Consider the following 16,293-nt stretch of genomic DNA (forward strand, 5'->3'; position numbering starts at 1 on the left):
ATTAACGGGTAACGCCCCTTATATTGGTCACAACCGCCCGCCAACCTTCCAGCAGTGGAATTACACCAAACAGCCGCTCAAGCGCATGCAGATCCGTCCCGTCGTCGGACAGCGGCTCGCGGGGATAATCCGATCCTTCCAGCTTGAGATCGACGAACGGCTTGAGCGCGGCCGTTCGCATCCAGAACATGGTGCCGATCGGAAAATTGATCGCCTTCGGAAGCGCCGCGTGCCCCATCGCACGCGCAAGACGCTCCGCCTTCCGCCAATTTCGCGTCCAGCCGAAGATGTGCGGATCGTCGGGATAGATAAGACCCACCTTCGGATCTTGCGCGAAATGGCCGAGGACAAGATCCATCATGCGCCCGCCCTGCGGGCCGCCCAGCAGGTTCTCCAGCAGGAAATCGCTCCAGGCCGACACCATGGCGGCGTTTGCGAGCTGGACGCTGCGCTTGATGTGGACATGCCCGACCACTTCGTAGTCCTCAACCAGCTGAGGACCGAAGGTGGAGAGCAGGGGTGCGATATCGCGCCCGATATTGGGCGTCTGGCGCACCACCACGCGCCCGCGATGCCGCTTGAAGATCTCTTCCACCTGTTCGGGGGCGGCCATCTCCCCCACGCTGATGAACAGGTCCGGCTGAGCCTCGTTCAGGGCCAGGCGAGCCGCGAACTCCCGCAGCCGCTCAGGAAAATAGGCATGCAGGTGAAGCGCGGCTCGGATCGCCGGAGCCGAACCTGGCCGGTGGGCCTGCTCGCCCCCCTGAAGGACCTCCAGCATCCACGGACCGGGAGGGCGGCCCTTGCGCAGGAAATCGGCATAGGCCTCGCGACGGCCATCATACCCGCTGGCGAGCGTCTGCGCATAGACATACGGGTTGAAGCCCGGCTCCGGCTTGCGCGCCGCCCCGATCTGGCCCAGGCGATCAATATAGGCCGCGACCAGATCACGCGACGCCGCCGTCTCGCCCGTCCCGGCCTCGAAGAAATCGGCGCGGAAGCGACCGGAGGCGATGATCGTCTCGATGTCGCCAGCCCTTTTGTCGGCACGGCTCCTCGCCTTCAGGCCCAGCGCGTCAAGGCGCTCCACATAGCGCCCAAGGTCCAGATTCGCGGCAGCGTAAACCTTCGCCTTGTCGGAAACCTCTTTGCAAAGCGCCTCGGACCGGACGAGGGCCAGGAGCTTTTTGGCCATGTCGGCTGTGTCGAGATAATCGGCGACGCAGGCCTCCCTGAGGCCCGCTTGCGTCAACAGCTCGGCGATTCCGGTGGCCCGCTCGAAGCAGAGCACGGGCATCCCGCGCGCCAGCCCATCGATACCCACATTCGGCAGTGGATCGAGACGGCTGGAAACGAGCAGCACGTCCGCCATCTCATAGGCAAGCTCGATTTCCGAAGTTGCCGGCAGCATGGTCACGCGGTCGGCGATGCCGGCGCGCTGCAGCTGATCGCGCAGATAGACCGAATAGGCATAGTCGCGGTCTGGGGCGTAGCCTTCGCCCAACCAGGCAAAATGCACATACTCACCCCCCGGCGCCTTGAGAACCCTGTTCGCGGTTTCGATGAACAGGTCAATGCCCTTGCGGATCTCCACCGTACCTGCGCCGAGAACCTGGAAGCGCTTGCGCTTCCCGGCAAGCGTGTCCTGCCCCGACGACAGAACCTCGCGCAGCATGGCCCGTTCGGCGTCCTGCTCGGCCTCCGCTATCTGCTTTCCCGGAACAACGCATTTGCCCTGCGCAATGACGTGCAGATGCGGCGTGAAGTCCATCCGATTGGTGTCGAAGGCATTGTCGAGCGTCAGCTGCGTCGAGAACACGGTCTCGTCCGCCCAGCGCATGGCATCGGGGAAAGCCGACCTCTTGCCGGTATAGGCGGCGAATTCGTGCAGCAGGGCGACCGTGGGCACGCCATTCTGGCGGAGCGGGGCCAGCACGGCGTGAGATTCGACCGAGTTAACGATGGCGAATGCGAAATCCGTTTCGGACGCCAGGCGCGCGATCAGCTTCTCATAGGGCGCCGACTCCATACTGTGGAGATTGGCATCGATCACCGTCACGGCGACGGCACGAAAATCCTCAAGGATTTCCCCGCCCAGCAGGCTAAGGATGGTTACATTATACTTCTCAGCGAGGCGCTGTGCGATGTTGAGCGTCAGAATGGGCGCGCCCGTTCGGCTCGCCTGGTGACTCACGACAAGAATGTTCTTCTTCTCGGCATCGCGCTCCTTGCCCCCCGGATGAGCGCGCGCCGCACCGGCCATGGAGACCGAAGGCGGCGCCGCGCTTCCCCCTGGCTCGGCATCTGAACGGGCCGGATCGTATTTCAAGGCACGCCGTGCGTATCTCGCCGCTTTGTCCGCCGGGAGCGGCGGCGAAAGAGCCGCCAGACAGGTGTAGAGGTTGAACTTCAGCTTGGCGCGGACGAGTCGCAGCGGGTGCCTGCGGCTTCGGGACAGCTCCTGCTCCAGCGCCGTTGCGCGCGCCGTCGCCGCGATCCACCGCGCCACCACCTCCCGCAATTGTCCGAGCGGAGCCGCGTCGCGGTCGCTCGGCAGCGCAGGCCGACCACTGCCCGACGGCGGGGCCGCCAATCGGCGGGCGCTGGCGATGACGGCGAGACTGCCTTCGGCGAGCTGGGGATCGTAGGCGTTGGCAGCCAGCAGCGAACGCCATTCTGCCACAGCGTGCGCCTGGAGAACGGCCATCTTGATGAAGGGAAACCCCTGCTCGATGAGCTCGCGCCACTGCGTCGTCGTCGGGTTGGTGTGCCCCCGGCTCGGAAACAGCGCCTCGCTCGTAAGTCCCTTCGTCTGGAAGGCGGCAAGAACGTTAAGCTCATAGGACAGGATGACGTCCTGCTTGCTCTGCAGCCATTGGACGCCGGACAGGAAAGCGGCGAGTTCGGCCACCCCCTGGTCCTTGGCCACCAGAAAATAGCTCTGCAGATGATGGCGAAATTCATAATTGTCGGTCAGGCTGACAATCTGCGCCTCGGAGGCGCGAACCCGAGCCATCACCGCCTGCATCGCCGCGTCACTGAACGGCCCCACGAGGCTGTCATTGATCAGGCCCAGGAGCCGCACCCCCGAGAGATCGACGAGGCCGGCGACATGGGCCCAGGCGGCGAAGTCGAGGCCGCCATTCTCGCGAATGACCAGACCATCGACCCGATCAGCCATGTCAGCCGGGTCGACCTCATGCCCCCGGTCGGCGACGATGATCAGAACGACCGATAGCCCGCAATTCTTCAGCGCATCGATGTAGCGGCCCACATGCGGTTTGATGGTTCCGCCCGGCGCATGGGTGACGAAGAGAACCAGTTCGTCGGCCGGCGCCGCCACCTTGATCGTCTCGATTCTTGCCGTCGCAGGCAGGCGGACCCGATCCTCGGCGCGCCGGCGCAGCCCCTGCTCCCAGCCCTCGCGCAGATAGTGCTGGAGGGGCTCCTCTCCAGCGGCGAGGCTGTGGGGATAGGCGTCGCGATACCAGACAGGGTCGAAGTCGGGCGAGGGTTTCAACCCCGCCGCCGAGCCCCGCGTCAGGTAGTGCAGCAGCGGGTTGAGCCCCGATGCCCGGACCTCCTGGTAGGTGTCGACGTAGAACTGGGTCGAGAAGACGGGATTGGGATCGCGCCCCTCCTTCGCCCCATAGGCGATATAGTGGCGCAGCGCGTCCTGCCGGTTTCCCGGCACATCGGGATAACGCTCCAGATACCATTGGCCATCGAACAGCCCCGACGCCTCGATCTGCGCCGCGTCTGCGGCAAGCGTCTGCGGCTCCGCGGCGTCAGCGGCAAGCGCCGGCGGTTCCGCCTCGGCGTGCCGGCAGTCTTCGGCAATCTTCCTGCGGCCAAAGGCGAAGACGCCATGCCTCTCCTTCAGCCGGGCGATGCGCCGTTTGAATGCGCGCGGAAAGGCTGAACGGGTCGCCATCGCCGCAAGGCGCCTCTCCAGGGCGGCATTCTCGGCCGTCAGCCCGGCGATGCGCCGCTTGCGCTCTTCCGTCTCGATGCGGCTCATCACCAGACGGGCCTGCACCTCCAGCTCGGCCTCCATGGGGGCGACAGGTCGACGCTCGAACAGAATGGCCCAGGGGGTCAGGAACGAGCCGTCGAATTCCGCCCTCGGCCCAAAGCCCTGCTGCGCGAAAAGCCGCATCCAGTAAAGCGGCGGCTGGACATTGATATGAGTGGCTTCAGCGAAATCCAGCGGCGTTGACGAGAGCAGGACCCGTGGCGCCGCGCGGCACATATTCTCGATCGCCCGCATGGCCTCGGCCGGGGGCATATGCTCCACAACCTCGATGCATGTGACGAGATCATAGGATGCCTCGATCGGATCGGCGATCGAGCCGCATTCGCAGTAAGCCTGCAATCCTGCGGGCACCTGCCCGATGGCATAAGACGAGAAGTCCCGGCCGAACGCCTCGATGCCGCGCGCGCGCAGAGCCTCGACAAGAAATCCTATGGCGCAGCCGGCATCGAAGACGGTTTTCGGCGCCCACGCTTCATCAATTCGCTGCGCGACACCCGCGAAGAAGGCCTGCCAGTGCGGTTCTTCCCGTGTATAAGGAATTCCACAGTACAGCCGATAATATTCTTCGCCGTACGCCGCATCGCCCATTCAAATGCAACCTCAGGACCAAACTAGAGCGCCGCATCCTCAGCCATGGGCCAATGAATGTCACCCCTGCGTCCCGTCGGATAACACACAGCGCTCCCATTAGCTGTGCCGACGAAAGGATGAAGCGTCAAGTGGTACGGTAGCTTGGTAGGGTCGACAGAAGCAGGCCTCGCCCCGAACCGCTGGCGAAGCGTCGCCGCGCGTTTCTCGCGCCCCAGAAGGCCGGAACTGAACGCAGATTAAACACACACGCCCGCAAGGTCCATCGGCCTCGCGGCATGCCCGCTGTCATGGCCAGCCGGGCGAACATAAAACGAAACAGGAAGCTGGGATGGTGGAGCCGAGGGGATTTGAACCCCTGACCTCTGCAGTGCGATTGCAGCGCTCTCCCAACTGAGCTACGGCCCCAAGCCTCAGGCCGCGCCTTGTACGTTCGCCGCCCCTGCGCTGTCAAGGCGCCTCGGCATGGTTGCCGCACGGCGCTGTGAATCAGGGTTGCCGCAATGCAGCGGCAGCATTAAGCATCGTGGCGGACGGCGCTTTGGCGGCTGATCCGATCCGGTCGAAATACCGGGTCGGCCGGCAGGTTTCCAACGCGACGAGCAAGTCCGCGCCGTGCTCCCGCCCCTGCTTCGAGGCTGCCGATGAATTCGCTTCTCTGGCTCTTTAATACGCTGATCTCGCTCTATGTCTGGATCCTCATCGCCTCGGCCATCTTGTCCTGGCTGGTGGTGTTCAACGTGGTGAACGCGCAAAATCCCATCGTGCGCAGCGTCGGCGAATTCCTCTGGCGGGTGACGGAGCCGGTGCTGGCGCCGCTGCGGCGTTTGCTGCCCAATCTCGGCGGCATCGACGTTTCGCCTGTCATCCTCATCATCGGGCTTTATTTCATCCAGAACCTCGTCAACGAGTTCTTCCTCGGGTTTTGACGGGCGCCTCACCCATGGCGCTTCCCTGGAGCGAGACGGCCGACGGCGTAACGGTGACGGTGCGCGCCACCCCGCGCGGCGGGCGCGATGCCATTGACGGCATCGTCGCCCTGTCTGATGGGCGCCGCGCCCTGAAGGCGCGCGTCAGCGTCGCCGCCGAGGACGGCAAGGCCAATGCGGCCCTGGCGAAGCTGCTGGCTAAGGCGGCCGGCATCGCCCCCTCGCGGGTGGAACTGCTGTCGGGCGCCACCGGGCGGACCAAGAGCTTCCGGCTCAGCGGCAATGCGCAGGAGATTGCCGCCCGGCTGTCAGGCCTCAAGGGCGGGAAAGACGACGAACCGGCGTAGACACCACAGGAGAAGCAGCGGGCCGCCGGCAAGGCGCGGGTCAGGCGTCAGGCGTTCCAGCCAAAGGCCAGCTTCTCCAGCGCGCGACCGCCGAAGGTCTCGGTGGAGCGGGCGACACTGAGCCCCCCCATGGCGCGGTAGAAGCCCAGCGCCGGCTCGTTGGCCGCCAGCGCCCACACCGCCAGCCCGTCGAACCCGGCACTGACGAGTTCCTTGCGGGCATCGCCGAACAGGCGGCGACCGAAGCCCAGCCCCTGATATTCCGGCCGCAGGTAAAGTTCGTAGATCTCGCCCTCGAAGGGCAGGCCCTTGGCGCGGTTACGCCCGACATTGGCATAGCCTGCCACGGCATCGCCGAAGGTCAGCACCATGACCCGCGAGCCGCGCTTCAGCGCGGTCTGCCACCAGGCAGGGCCACGGCGCAGGATCATCTTTTCCAGCTCGGCACCGGGAATAAGGCCGCGATAGGCAAACCGCCATGCCGAATCATGGATATCGGCAATGTCGCCTGCATCGGCCGGCCGAGCCCGGCGTGTCTCGACGAGAAGCGTGCTCATGACCCGATGGGAGCAAATGCGCTCGGCGGGATCAAGGGGTTTCCACACCGATGGCGCGATCGTTCCACCGGGGCGTGGCGCGGGCGCCACGCTCTCGCCCGAAAAAGAAAGGCCCGCCCGCGCACGCGGACAGGCCTTTTACGACATCGACAGGGGGAGCGGGAGCGTCAGACGCCCTCGGACTCCTTGCGGCGCTCCTCGCGCTTGCGCTCGTTCGGGTCGAGCCAGCGCTTGCGGATGCGGATCGACTTCGGCGTCACCTCGACCAGTTCGTCGTCCTGAATCCAGGCCAGCGAGCGCTCCAGCGTCATGCGGATCGGCGGGGTGAGGCGCACCGCCTCATCCTTCGAGGTGGTGCGGATATTGGTGAGCTTCTTGCCCTTGAGAACGTTCACTTCCAGATCGTTCTCGCGGTTGTGCTCGCCCACGATCATGCCCTGATAGACCTTCCAGCCGGGCTCGATCATCATCGGGCCGCGATCTTCGAGGTTCCACAGCGCATAGGCCACCGCCTCGCCGGCCTCGTTGGAGATCAGCACGCCATTGCGGCGGCCGGGGATCTCGCCGCGATGCGGCTGATAGGCGTGGAACAGCCGGTTCATGATGGCGGTGCCGCGCGTATCGGTCATCAGTTCGCCCTGATAGCCGATGAGGCCACGGGTCGGGGCGTAGAACACCAGGCGCTGGCGGCTGCCGCCCGAGGGCTTCATCTCGACCATTTCGGCCCGGCGCTCGGACATCTTCTGCACGACGACGCCGGAATATTCCTCGTCGACGTCGATCAGCACTTCCTCGACCGGCTCAAGAATCTCGCCGGTGGCCTCGTCCTTGGAGAACACCACGCGCGGACGCGACACGGCGATCTCGAAGCCCTCGCGGCGCATGGTCTCGATCAGCACGGAGAGCTGGAGTTCGCCGCGACCGGAGACGAAGAACGAATCCTTGTCGGTGGATTCCTCGATCTTCAGCGCCACATTGCCTTCCGCCTCGCGCAGCAGGCGGTCGCGGATGACGCGGCTCGTCACCTTGTCGCCCTCGGTGCCGGCGAGCGGCGAATCATTGACGATGAAGGACATGGTGACGGTCGGCGGGTCGATCGGCTGCGCCTTCAGCGGCTCGGTGACTTCGAGCGCGCAGAAGGTGTCGGCAACCGTGCCCTTGGAAAGGCCGGCAATGGCGATGATGTCGCCCTGCACGCCTTCTTCGATCGGCTGGCGCTCGATGCCGCGGAAGGCGAGGATCTTGGAGACGCGACCCTGCTCGACCAGCGAGCCGTCCTGCGCGAGAACCTTGATCGCCTGGTTCGGCTTGATCGAACCGGAGGTGATGCGCCCGGTGATCATGCGGCCGAGGAAGGGGTTGGCTTCCAAGAGCGTGCCGATCATGCTGAACGGGCCGTCATCGACGGTCGGCTCGGGCACATGCTTGAGCACGAGGTCGAACAGCGGCGCCATGCCCTGGTCCTGCGGGCCTTCGGCGCTCGCGGCCATCCAGCCATTGCGGCCGGAACCGTAGAGGATGGGGAAGTCGAGCTGCTCGTCGCTGGCGTCGAGCGCCGCGAACAGGTCGAACACCTCGTTGATGACTTCCTGCGAGCGGGCGTCCTGGCGGTCGACCTTGTTGATCGCCACGATGGGACGAAGACCAACCTTCAGCGCCTTGCCGACCACGAACTTGGTCTGCGGCATCGGGCCTTCGGCGGCGTCGACCAGCACGATGGCGCCGTCCACCATATTGAGGATGCGCTCCACCTCGCCGCCGAAATCGGCATGGCCGGGGGTGTCGACGATGTTGATCCGGGTATCCTTCCAGACCACCGAAGTGGCCTTGGCGAGGATGGTGATGCCGCGCTCCTTTTCGAGGTCGTTCGAATCCATCACACGCTCGGCGACGCGCTGGTTCTCACGATAGGAGCCGGACTGCTTCAGCAGTTCGTCCACCAGCGTGGTCTTGCCGTGGTCGACGTGGGCGATGATGGCGATGTTGCGCAGCTTCATATGAAAACACCAAAAAGCGGGCCCGAACGGTTCCGGACCCGCATGAATTTTGCGGCGCACTATACTCACAACGCCCGCGAGATCAACGCCGGAAGGCACGAACGGCCCGGGAAGGCGCGAAAAAGCGCCGATGGAGCGCCTCACAGGGCGCCTCGGCAGAGCGTCTAATGGTCGCGGCGCAGCTCCCACAGGCGGCGGATCTGCGCCGGCTTGAGGATCTCTCCCTCCGCCGTGCGCAGCCACGCCACCTCGCGATGGGCCGGCGACTGGGTCATGGCAAAGGCGACCGCGTCGTCCACCGTCCCGAACTCATAGGCCTCCGGCCACGGATCGGGGGCGTCGACCGTGTGGGAAGGCGGCCAGTATTGCAGCCGGACGGGCTCGTGATCGGGGGTCATGAACCTTCTCCTCGGCGCGCCAGGGATCGACAGCCGCCGCGCCCGCGCGCGCTGGATCAAGGCGCGACGTTGGGGGTAACGCGCCAAGACATGGAAAGTTCCCTCCCACCGGCGCCCTGGCGTCGGCGCCCTGCGCCCGTTGAAAAGGTTCGGGAGCAGCGCGCTCCCTCGCCCTTGAAGCGCCCGCCGTTTCGCCCACTTCTGAAGGGTCGAGACGCAAGGAGTGGGTCATGGATCCGAACAAGGGCAAGCCGCAGAATCCCGAATACACCGAGAGCGAGATCGACGAGAGCGTGGAGGACACCTTCCCCGCCAGCGATCCGCCGGCCCTCGGCGGCATCACCGGCGCTGTGCCGCCCTCCGATGGCGGCGTGCCGGGCGGGACGCAGGTCATTCCCCCGCCCGGCGCCAGGGCCGACGATTCCGACCTCACCGAGGCCGAGATCGACGAGGCCCTGGAGGAGAGCTTTCCCGCCAGCGACCCGCCCTCCTTCACCGCCGTCACCGGCGTGAAGGAAGGCAACTGAGCGGACGCCTCCCGCCCGGTCACACCGGGCGCGAGGGCGCCGGCCGCTTCGCCCACGGCCCGAAGCGCGCGTCCGGCTGAGCCGCGCGCAGCATCATCATCTCGCCGACATTCTCCGGCGAGAGCAGGCCGACCAGCCGGCCGGCGCCGTCCAGCACCCCAACAACCGGCGCGCCGCGCTGGGTGATCAGCGCCAGCGCGCGATCCAGCGGCGTGCGGGTGCCGACGGTGGGCACGTCCGCCTGCATCGCCTCCAGCACCGAGGCACCGGGGCCCTGCGCCTGCAGCGCCGCGATCATCGCGTCGCGGGTCAGCACGCCGCGCAGATGCTCGGCGCCGTCGACGATGGGGAAATCCTTCTGCGTGGTGCGGATCAGCGCCTCCGCCGCGTCGCCCACGCTCGCCGTCGGCCCCAGCGTCTCGAACTGGGTGATCATCGCGTCCTCGACCAGCAGCCCCTGCGCCGCCTGCTTCATCTGCACCTGCCCGGCCTCGCCGGAAGCGGCGAGGAAGACGAACACGGCGATGATGATCAGCATCGGGTTGCCGAAGATGCCCAGCACGCCGAGGCCGATGGCGAGGCCCTGGCCGATCGAGGCCGCCATCTGCGTCGCCTGGGCATGGCTCATCTTCATCGCCAGCAGCGCCCGCAGCACCCGGCCGCCATCCATGGGGAAGGCGGGAATGAGGTTGAACACCACGAGGAAGATGTTCGCCGCCGCCAGCTTGGCCAGCAGGCTCACCTGCGGGTTCTCGATCGCCTCGATGTGCTCCACCCCGACATTGCCGCCGAGGAACACCAGCAGCACGGCGGCGATGACGACATTCACCGCCGGTCCGGCCAGGGCGACCACGAGTTCTTCCGACGGCTTCTCGGGGATGCGCTCCAGCCGGGCGATGCCGCCGAACGGCCAGAGCGTGACCTCCGGCGTCTTCACCCCGTAGCGGCGCGCCGCGAAGATGTGGCCGAACTCGTGCAGCAGTACGCACAGGAACAGCAACGCCACGAAGGCAACGCCCTCCCACGCCGCGCCCGCCCCGCCGCGCTGGTAATAGGCGACCCAGATCCAGGCGAGAAACAGCAGGAAGGTCACATGGATGCGGACCGCGGTGCCGTAGACATATCCGACCGTGAGCGACCAGGGCATGAGATTCTCCTTGAGGTGCCGTTCGCTACCATAGCCGCAGCGAAGCCGCATGACAGCGCAAGAGCCCGAATGGCGCTGCGTCATCGGCGCATCCCGCAAGGAACCACCACTGCACCAACGGGTTCTCCCCTCGAACCCGAGGAGGCATTCACATGGACGACAAGACCACTGCCGAGGCCATCGACCACGTGTGGGAGATGATGGAGGACATGCGGATCTGCATGCTCGTCACCCGCGAGGGCGAAACTCTGCGCGCCCGCCCGATGGATGCTCACCCCTCGCGCGAGGAAGGCTGCATCTGGTTCCTCTCCGACCGCCGGGGCCACAAGGACGACGAGCTGGACCGCGACCCGCAGGCCGCGCTCACCTTCGCCAAGCCGGGCGACAACAACTACCTCTCCGTCTCCGGCCAGGCGGAAGTCTCGAACGACCGTGCCAAGATCGACGAGCTGTGGAGCGACATGAACAAGGCGTTCTGGCCGGAGGGCAAGACCGACCCGAATATCTGCGTCCTGCGTTTTGTGCCCGATCAGGCCGAATATTGGGACGGCCCGTCGAGCTCCATCGGCGTGCTGTTCAAGATGATGTCCGCCCGCCTGTCCGGGTCGACCACCGATCTCGGCGAAAATCGCAAGGTGCCGCTGGACTGAGGTCCATCGGCGACACTCAGGCCGCGCGCGCCTTTTCGCGGGCGGCCCTGGCGTCACGCACCGGCGGGACGCCGAACAGCCTGCCATATTCGCGGGTGAACTGCGGCACGCTCTCATAGCCGACGGCAAAGGCGGCCGTGCTGGCGGAAGCACCTTCCGCCGCCATCAGCCGCCGCGCCTCGATCAGCCGCAGCTGCTTCTGGAACTGCAGCGGCGAGAGTGAGGTCGCGGCGCGAAAATGCTGATGGAAGGTGGAGGGGCTCATCCCCGCCGCCTCCGCCAGCCGGCTGACCGGCAGGGGTCTGGCGAACTCGGCACGCAGCAGCGCCACCGCGCGGGCGACGCGCTGGGCGTGGCCGTCCGGCCAGCCCAGGCGCCGGATGGCCGCTCCATGGCGGCCAGCGAGCAGCCAGTAATGCATCTCGCGGATGAGCGGCGCCTGGAGCACCGGCAAGGCCGCTGGACGATCGAGCAATTGCAGCAGCCGCAATGCCGCTGCCGCGACCTCGCCATCCGTCGGGTCGACCCGCACGGGATCGGCACTGCTCGCCAGCGCCGGTCCCATCTCGCGCACGAGCTCGGCAACGATCGCGAGGTCCAGCTCCAGCACCAGCGAGATATAGGGCGTGGCGTGGCTCGCTTTGGTGATCTGGCTGACGATCGGCACATCAGCGGTGATGAGCAGCGAGTCGCCCGCCCCCAGACCGTATTCCTGCGTGCCCATCGTCACCTGCTTGGCGCCCTGCACCACCAGGCAGACCAGCGGCCGGGCAATGGCGTGGGTGACGCCGGACGGGGTGGCGACGCGAAAGAACATGAGCCCCGGAATCGGGGTTGCGGCGATCCCGTCCGCGTTGGCGTGCAACCGGCCGTGCCGGTCCATGATGTCGAGCAGCGTTGTCATGCCGGCATTCTACCCCGCTCAGGTGGGAAGGAAAGCACCTTCGGAGGATCAGGCAAGAACTCGCGCCCATCCGGCAAGCGCAGGCCGGCGCCGCGCGTCATATCTGGCTCACCCCAATAACAGGAGACCGATCATGACCACCATCACCCTCATCACCGGCGGCAGCCGTGGCCTCGGCCGAAACACCGCCCTCAGCGTTGCCCGTCGTGGCGGCGATGTCGTGCTGACCTATCACAGCCGCGCGGAGGACGCGCAGGCCGTCGTCGCCGAGATCGAAGCCATGGGCCGCAAGGCGGTGGCGCTGCAGCTCGACACCGGCAAGGTCGCCGATTTCCCCACCTTCGCCGACACGCTGCGCGCGGCGCTGTCCGAGACCTGGGGCCGGGCCGATATCGACCATCTCGTCAATAATGCCGGCCATGGCGACTATGCCGCCTTCGCCGAGACCACCGAGGCGCAGTTCGACCGGCTGGTCGACGTGCATGTGAAGGGCGTGTTCTTTCTCACCCAGACGCTGCTGCCGCTGATCGCCGATGGCGGGCGCATCGTCAATTTCTCCTCCGGCCTCACCCGCTTCGCCTATCCCGGCTACGCCGCCTACGCGGCGATGAAGGGCGCGGTCGAGGTGCTCACCCACTACATGGCGAAGGAGCTTGGCGCGCGCGGCATCGCCGTCAACACGGTGGCGCCGGGGGCGATCGAGACCGATTTCGGCGGCGGCGCGGTGCGCGACAATCCCGAGATCAACAAGCACCTCGCCGGCATCACGGCGCTGGGACGTGTCGGCGTGCCTGACGATATCGGCCCGATGGTGGCCAGCCTGCTGTCGCCGGACAATCGCTGGGTCACGGCCCAGCGCATCGAGGTGTCCGGCGGGCAGGCGATCTGAGGAAAAGCGGGGCGCTGGGGAAACTCGCACCCCTCATGCCCGGGTTTGACCCGGGCACCCAGTGGCTGGCTGCACTGGAAGGTCTGGGTCCCCGGGTCAAGCCCGGGGATGAGGGAGGTTGCAAAGGGAGGCGGGCAGAGCTTTCGGGTCAGGCGCGCGCAAACTCTCCCGCCCAGCCTCGTTTCAGCCCCGGACCTTGCGGTCGCGGTTGGCCAGGGTGCGCAGGCGCAGTGCGTTCAGCTTGATGAAGCCGGCGGCGTCGCGGTGGTCATAGGCGACCGCGCCTTCCTCGAAGGTCACGAGGTCCTGGTTGTAGAGCGAATAGGGCGAGGAGCGGCCGACCACCTCGACATTGCCCTTGTAGAGCTTGATCCGAACCTCGCCGCTGACAAATTCCTGGCTCTTGTCGATCAGCGCCTGCAGCATCTCGCGCTCGGGCGAGAACCAGAAGCCGTAATAGATCAGCTCCGCATAGCGGGGCATGATGTCGTCCTTCAGATGCGCCGCGCCACGGTCGAGCGTGATGCTCTCAATGCCGCGATGCGCCTGCAGCAGGATCGTGCCACCGGGGGTCTCGTAGACGCCCCGCGATTTCATGCCGACGAAGCGGTTCTCCACGAGGTCGAGCCGGCCGATGCCGTTGGCTTTGCCGAGTTCGTTCAGCCTGGTCAGCAGCGTGGCGGGCGAGAGCTTTTCCCCGTCGATGGAGACGGCGTCGCCCTTTTCGAAGCCCACCGTGATGTAGGTCGCCTTGTCAGGCGCGGCCTCGGGCGAGATGGTACGCTGGTAGACATATTCCGGCGCCTCGTCAGCCGGGTCTTCCAGAACCTTGCCCTCGGAGGAGGAGTGCAGCAAATTGGCATCGACCGAGAACGGCGCCTCGCCGCGCTTGTCCTTGGCAATCGGGATCTGGTGGGTCTCGGCGAATTCCAGCAGGCGGGTGCGCGAGGTCAGGTCCCATTCGCGCCACGGCGCGATCACCTTGATCTCTGGCTCCAGCGCGTAATAGGCGAGCTCGAAGCGCACCTGGTCGTTGCCCTTGCCGGTGGCGCCATGGGCCACGGCGTCGGCGCCGACCTTGCGGGCAATCTCGATCTGCTTCTTCGAGATCAGCGGCCGGGCGATGGAGGTGCCGAGCAGGTACAGCCCCTCATACAGCGCATTGGCGCGGAACATCGGGAAGACGTATTCGGAAACGAATTCCTCGCGCACATCCTCGATGAAGATGTTTTCCGGCTTGATGCCGAGCAGTTCCGCCTTCTTGCGCGCCGGCTCCAGTTCCTCGCCCTGGCCGAGATCGGCGGTGAAGGTCACCACCTCGCAGCCATAGGTGGTCTGCAGCCATTTGAGGATCACCGAGGTGTCGAGACCGCCGGAATAGGCGAGCACCACCTTCTTCACATCGTTCGCCATGTCAGGTTCCGAAAAAGTCATGTTGCGCAGGAAAGAGGCCGAGCCCGAAAGGGCGCGCGGACTATAGGCATGGCGCGCGCCGGTGCAAGCTCTGCACGATGGCTAGGGGGCCGACGGCGGCGCCGGCTGTGCGGGCGCCGGCGAGGCGGGGGGCAGCGGCCGCGCCACCAGCTCGGCCCGAAGCGGCTTCCAGAAGCCGGCATTCCACCCCGCGACCAGCCAATAGGCCAGCCCGCCGGCGAACCCGGCCGCGATCACGTAGAGATCGCCGTCGAAGGGCACCGGCACCTGCGCATAAGGCGCGAAGACCGAGGCGGCGAGCCAGGCCGATACCGCGCCATTGGCCACATGGAACATCCAGGAACGCACGGCGAAGGCTTCGGCGAACAGGATGCCGATCAGCGCCACCGCCCACATCGCCAGCACCACCATCATCAGGAGGTAGCTCGCCGCCGCCAGCGCGTCATAGAGCGCGATCGCCTCGACATCGACATTGCCGGCGAGAAGGTCGCCGACCCGCCAATAGCCGAACAGGATCACCAGGAAGGAGGCGATGAAGCCGCACATCATGCCGAGCGGCACGAGGATGAAACGCAGCAGCAGGCGCAGCAGATTGTCCATCGTCCCCGCCTATTCCGCCGCCGCCGCCATGGCGCGCAGCGCCAGCCGCTCGCGGGCGGAGAGCTTTTCCGTCTCGCTCTTCAGCTGGCCGCAGGCGGCGAGAATGTCGCGGCCGCGCGGCGTCCGCACCGGGCTGGAATAGCCGGCGCGAAAGACGATGTCGGAGAACTGCTCGATCGTCTCCCATTCCGAGCACTCATACTTCGTGCCCGGCCACGGGTTGAACGGGATCAGGTTGATCTTGGCCGGAATGCCGGCGAGCAGCTTCACCAGCGCCTTGGCGTCGGCGGGGCTGTCGTTCACGCCCTTGAGCATGACGTACTCAAAAGTGATGCGCTTGGCGTTGGAGGCCGGCGGGTAGGTGCGGCAGGCTTCCAGCAGCTCTTTCAGCGGGTACTTCTTGTTGATCGGCACCAGCTCGTCGCGCAGTTCGTCGCGCACCGCGTGCAGCGAGATGGCGAGCATCGGCCCGACCTCGCGGCCGAGCTTCTCGATTTCCGGCACCACGCCCGAGGTCGAGACGGTGATGCGCCTTTTGCCGATGCCGAGGCCTTCGCCATCGGCCAGCACCTCGATGGATTTCGCCACCGAGTCATAGGCGTAAAGCGGCTCGCCCATGCCCATGAACACGATGTTGGTCACCAGCCGGTCGCCCTCGGTGGGCAGGCCGGGGCCGACGGCACGGTCGCGGCCGGGATAGTCGCCGAGCCGGTCGCGCGCCACCATCACCTGCAGCACGATCTCGGCGCTGGTGAGGTTGCGCACCAGCCGCTGGGTGCCGGTGTGGCAGAACGAGCAGTTGAGCGTGCAGCCCACCTGGGAGGAGACGCACAGCGTGCCGCGGTCGCTCTCGGGGATATAGACCATCTCGACATCGTGCGGCTTGTCGCCGGCAATGTCGGGCGGCAGGCGCAGCAGCCATTTACGGGTGCCGTCATTCGACACCTGCTCCACCACCACCTCGGGGCGGTCGAGCGTGAAGGCGGCACTGAGCTTCTCGCGCAGGCCTTTGCCGACATTGGTCATCTCGTCGAAGGACAGCGCCCCGCGCAGATAGATCCAGTGCCAGAGCTGGGCGACGCGCATGCGCTGCTCACGCTCGGAAACGCCGATCTCAGCCAGCGCCTGCGCCAGCCCGGCGCGGTCCAGCCCGGCAAGGGACGGCTTCGCAGGCGACGGCTTCGCTTCCACGCGGCCCGTCTCGGTGCCGGCGATCTCTACGGGAGCACGCGCCCCGGCGGCAGCGGCCGCAGTGGTATCGATCAGGTTCATGTGGCTATCGATGATGTC

The 16,293-nt window shown here is 66.2% G+C and carries 14 protein-coding genes and 1 tRNA gene; 5 read left to right on the plus strand and 10 right to left on the minus strand.

Going from position 1 to position 16,293, the window contains the following annotated elements:
- Position 1: 1 nt before the first annotated feature.
- Together J2S76_RS04110 and J2S76_RS04115 are read right to left on the minus strand one after the other, a co-directional pair.
- Entirely contained in the window at positions 2–4,624 is a 4,623-nt protein-coding gene (locus J2S76_RS04110) for a rhamnan synthesis F family protein (RefSeq protein ID WP_307057793.1), read from the minus strand.
- A gap of 332 nt (positions 4,625–4,956) precedes the next feature.
- Positions 4,957–5,032: transfer RNA gene (locus J2S76_RS04115), tRNA-Ala, on the minus strand.
- Between the two features lie 236 nt (positions 5,033–5,268).
- On the opposite strand from J2S76_RS04115, the gene J2S76_RS04120 reads away from it, so the two are divergent.
- Complete coding sequence (locus J2S76_RS04120; protein WP_307057796.1) at positions 5,269–5,553, plus strand: YggT family protein; 285 nt, start codon at positions 5,269–5,271, stop codon at positions 5,551–5,553.
- 14 nt (positions 5,554–5,567) lie between these two features.
- Entirely contained in the window at positions 5,568–5,900 is a 333-nt protein-coding gene (locus tag J2S76_RS04125) for a DUF167 family protein (protein ID WP_307057798.1), read from the plus strand.
- A 47-nt stretch (positions 5,901–5,947) separates the two neighbouring features.
- Here J2S76_RS04125 and J2S76_RS04130 read toward each other — a convergent pair whose 3' ends face one another.
- From J2S76_RS04130 to J2S76_RS04140, 3 genes are all read right to left on the minus strand, one after another.
- Positions 5,948–6,457 (minus strand): GNAT family N-acetyltransferase, encoded by a 510-nt coding sequence (locus tag J2S76_RS04130; protein WP_026221174.1) that lies wholly within the window; start codon positions 6,455–6,457, stop codon positions 5,948–5,950.
- A 167-nt stretch (positions 6,458–6,624) separates the two neighbouring features.
- Positions 6,625–8,454: a translational GTPase TypA gene (typA, locus tag J2S76_RS04135; RefSeq protein ID WP_307057800.1), complete on the minus strand. Its 1,830-nt coding sequence runs from the start codon at positions 8,452–8,454 to the stop codon at positions 6,625–6,627.
- 164 nt (positions 8,455–8,618) lie between these two features.
- Positions 8,619–8,852 carry a hypothetical protein gene (locus J2S76_RS04140; protein WP_307057802.1) on the minus strand — a complete coding sequence of 78 codons (234 nt, stop codon included), beginning with the start codon at positions 8,850–8,852 and terminating at the stop codon, positions 8,619–8,621.
- Between the two features lie 230 nt (positions 8,853–9,082).
- On the opposite strand from J2S76_RS04140, the gene J2S76_RS04145 reads away from it, so the two are divergent.
- On the plus strand, positions 9,083–9,379 hold the full coding sequence (locus tag J2S76_RS04145) for a hypothetical protein (protein WP_307057804.1): 297 nt from the start codon (positions 9,083–9,085) through the stop codon (positions 9,377–9,379).
- Positions 9,380–9,398: 19 nt separating this feature from the next.
- Here J2S76_RS04145 and J2S76_RS04150 read toward each other — a convergent pair whose 3' ends face one another.
- Complete coding sequence (locus tag J2S76_RS04150; RefSeq protein ID WP_018388092.1) at positions 9,399–10,526, minus strand: site-2 protease family protein; 1,128 nt, start codon at positions 10,524–10,526, stop codon at positions 9,399–9,401.
- 152 nt (positions 10,527–10,678) lie between these two features.
- Here J2S76_RS04150 and J2S76_RS04155 point away from each other — a divergent pair, with 152 nt between their 5' ends.
- Positions 10,679–11,176: a pyridoxamine 5'-phosphate oxidase family protein gene (locus J2S76_RS04155; protein WP_307057808.1), complete on the plus strand. Its 498-nt coding sequence runs from the start codon at positions 10,679–10,681 to the stop codon at positions 11,174–11,176.
- Positions 11,177–11,192: 16 nt separating this feature from the next.
- On the opposite strand, the gene J2S76_RS04160 is transcribed toward J2S76_RS04155, so the two are convergent.
- On the minus strand, positions 11,193–12,080 hold the full coding sequence (locus J2S76_RS04160; protein WP_307057810.1) for an AraC family transcriptional regulator: 888 nt from the start codon (positions 12,078–12,080) through the stop codon (positions 11,193–11,195).
- Between the two features lie 133 nt (positions 12,081–12,213).
- Here J2S76_RS04160 and J2S76_RS04165 point away from each other — a divergent pair, with 133 nt between their 5' ends.
- The gene (locus tag J2S76_RS04165) at positions 12,214–12,969 is read left to right on the plus strand and encodes an SDR family NAD(P)-dependent oxidoreductase (protein ID WP_307057812.1); all 756 of its coding nucleotides are present in this window, start codon (positions 12,214–12,216) and stop codon (positions 12,967–12,969) included.
- Between the two features lie 183 nt (positions 12,970–13,152).
- On the opposite strand, the gene J2S76_RS04170 is transcribed toward J2S76_RS04165, so the two are convergent.
- The 3 genes from J2S76_RS04170 to rlmN form a co-directional block, all read right to left on the minus strand.
- A complete protein-coding gene (locus J2S76_RS04170; protein ID WP_126279497.1) occupies positions 13,153–14,382 on the minus strand; it encodes an argininosuccinate synthase in 1,230 nt (409 codons plus the stop codon).
- A gap of 102 nt (positions 14,383–14,484) precedes the next feature.
- A complete protein-coding gene (locus tag J2S76_RS04175; protein WP_307057817.1) occupies positions 14,485–15,003 on the minus strand; it encodes a hypothetical protein in 519 nt (172 codons plus the stop codon).
- Between the two features lie 9 nt (positions 15,004–15,012).
- A complete protein-coding gene (gene rlmN, locus J2S76_RS04180) occupies positions 15,013–16,275 on the minus strand; it encodes a dual-specificity RNA methyltransferase RlmN (RefSeq protein WP_307057819.1) in 1,263 nt (420 codons plus the stop codon).
- Positions 16,276–16,293 lie beyond the last annotated feature (18 nt).

Origin of the sequence: Ancylobacter vacuolatus, assembly GCF_030813595.1 — a bacterium.
In the GTDB taxonomy this organism is placed as follows: Bacteria; Pseudomonadota; Alphaproteobacteria; order Rhizobiales; family Xanthobacteraceae; genus Ancylobacter; species Ancylobacter vacuolatus.

Bases quoted from the DNA above. Each gene is read 5' to 3' on its own strand.
- J2S76_RS04140 (WP_307057802.1), bottom strand. From the start codon at position 8,852: ATGACCCCCGATCACGAGCCCGTCCGGCTGCAATACTGGCCGCCTTCC.
- J2S76_RS04165 (WP_307057812.1), top strand. From the start codon at position 12,214: ATGACCACCATCACCCTCATCACCGGCGGCAGCCGTGGCCTCGGCCGA.
- J2S76_RS04175 (WP_307057817.1), bottom strand. From the start codon at position 15,003: ATGGACAATCTGCTGCGCCTGCTGCTGCGTTTCATCCTCGTGCCGCTC.
- J2S76_RS04120 (WP_307057796.1), top strand. From the start codon at position 5,269: ATGAATTCGCTTCTCTGGCTCTTTAATACGCTGATCTCGCTCTATGTC.
- J2S76_RS04110 (WP_307057793.1), bottom strand. From the start codon at position 4,624: ATGGGCGATGCGGCGTACGGCGAAGAATATTATCGGCTGTACTGTGGA.
- J2S76_RS04160 (WP_307057810.1), bottom strand. From the start codon at position 12,080: ATGACAACGCTGCTCGACATCATGGACCGGCACGGCCGGTTGCACGCC.
- J2S76_RS04125 (WP_307057798.1), top strand. From the start codon at position 5,568: ATGGCGCTTCCCTGGAGCGAGACGGCCGACGGCGTAACGGTGACGGTG.
- J2S76_RS04150 (WP_018388092.1), bottom strand. From the start codon at position 10,526: ATGCCCTGGTCGCTCACGGTCGGATATGTCTACGGCACCGCGGTCCGC.
- J2S76_RS04130 (WP_026221174.1), bottom strand. From the start codon at position 6,457: ATGAGCACGCTTCTCGTCGAGACACGCCGGGCTCGGCCGGCCGATGCA.
- J2S76_RS04145 (WP_307057804.1), top strand. From the start codon at position 9,083: ATGGATCCGAACAAGGGCAAGCCGCAGAATCCCGAATACACCGAGAGC.
- rlmN (WP_307057819.1), bottom strand. From the start codon at position 16,275: ATGAACCTGATCGATACCACTGCGGCCGCTGCCGCCGGGGCGCGTGCT.
- typA (WP_307057800.1), bottom strand. From the start codon at position 8,454: ATGAAGCTGCGCAACATCGCCATCATCGCCCACGTCGACCACGGCAAG.
- J2S76_RS04155 (WP_307057808.1), top strand. From the start codon at position 10,679: ATGGACGACAAGACCACTGCCGAGGCCATCGACCACGTGTGGGAGATG.
- J2S76_RS04170 (WP_126279497.1), bottom strand. From the start codon at position 14,382: ATGGCGAACGATGTGAAGAAGGTGGTGCTCGCCTATTCCGGCGGTCTC.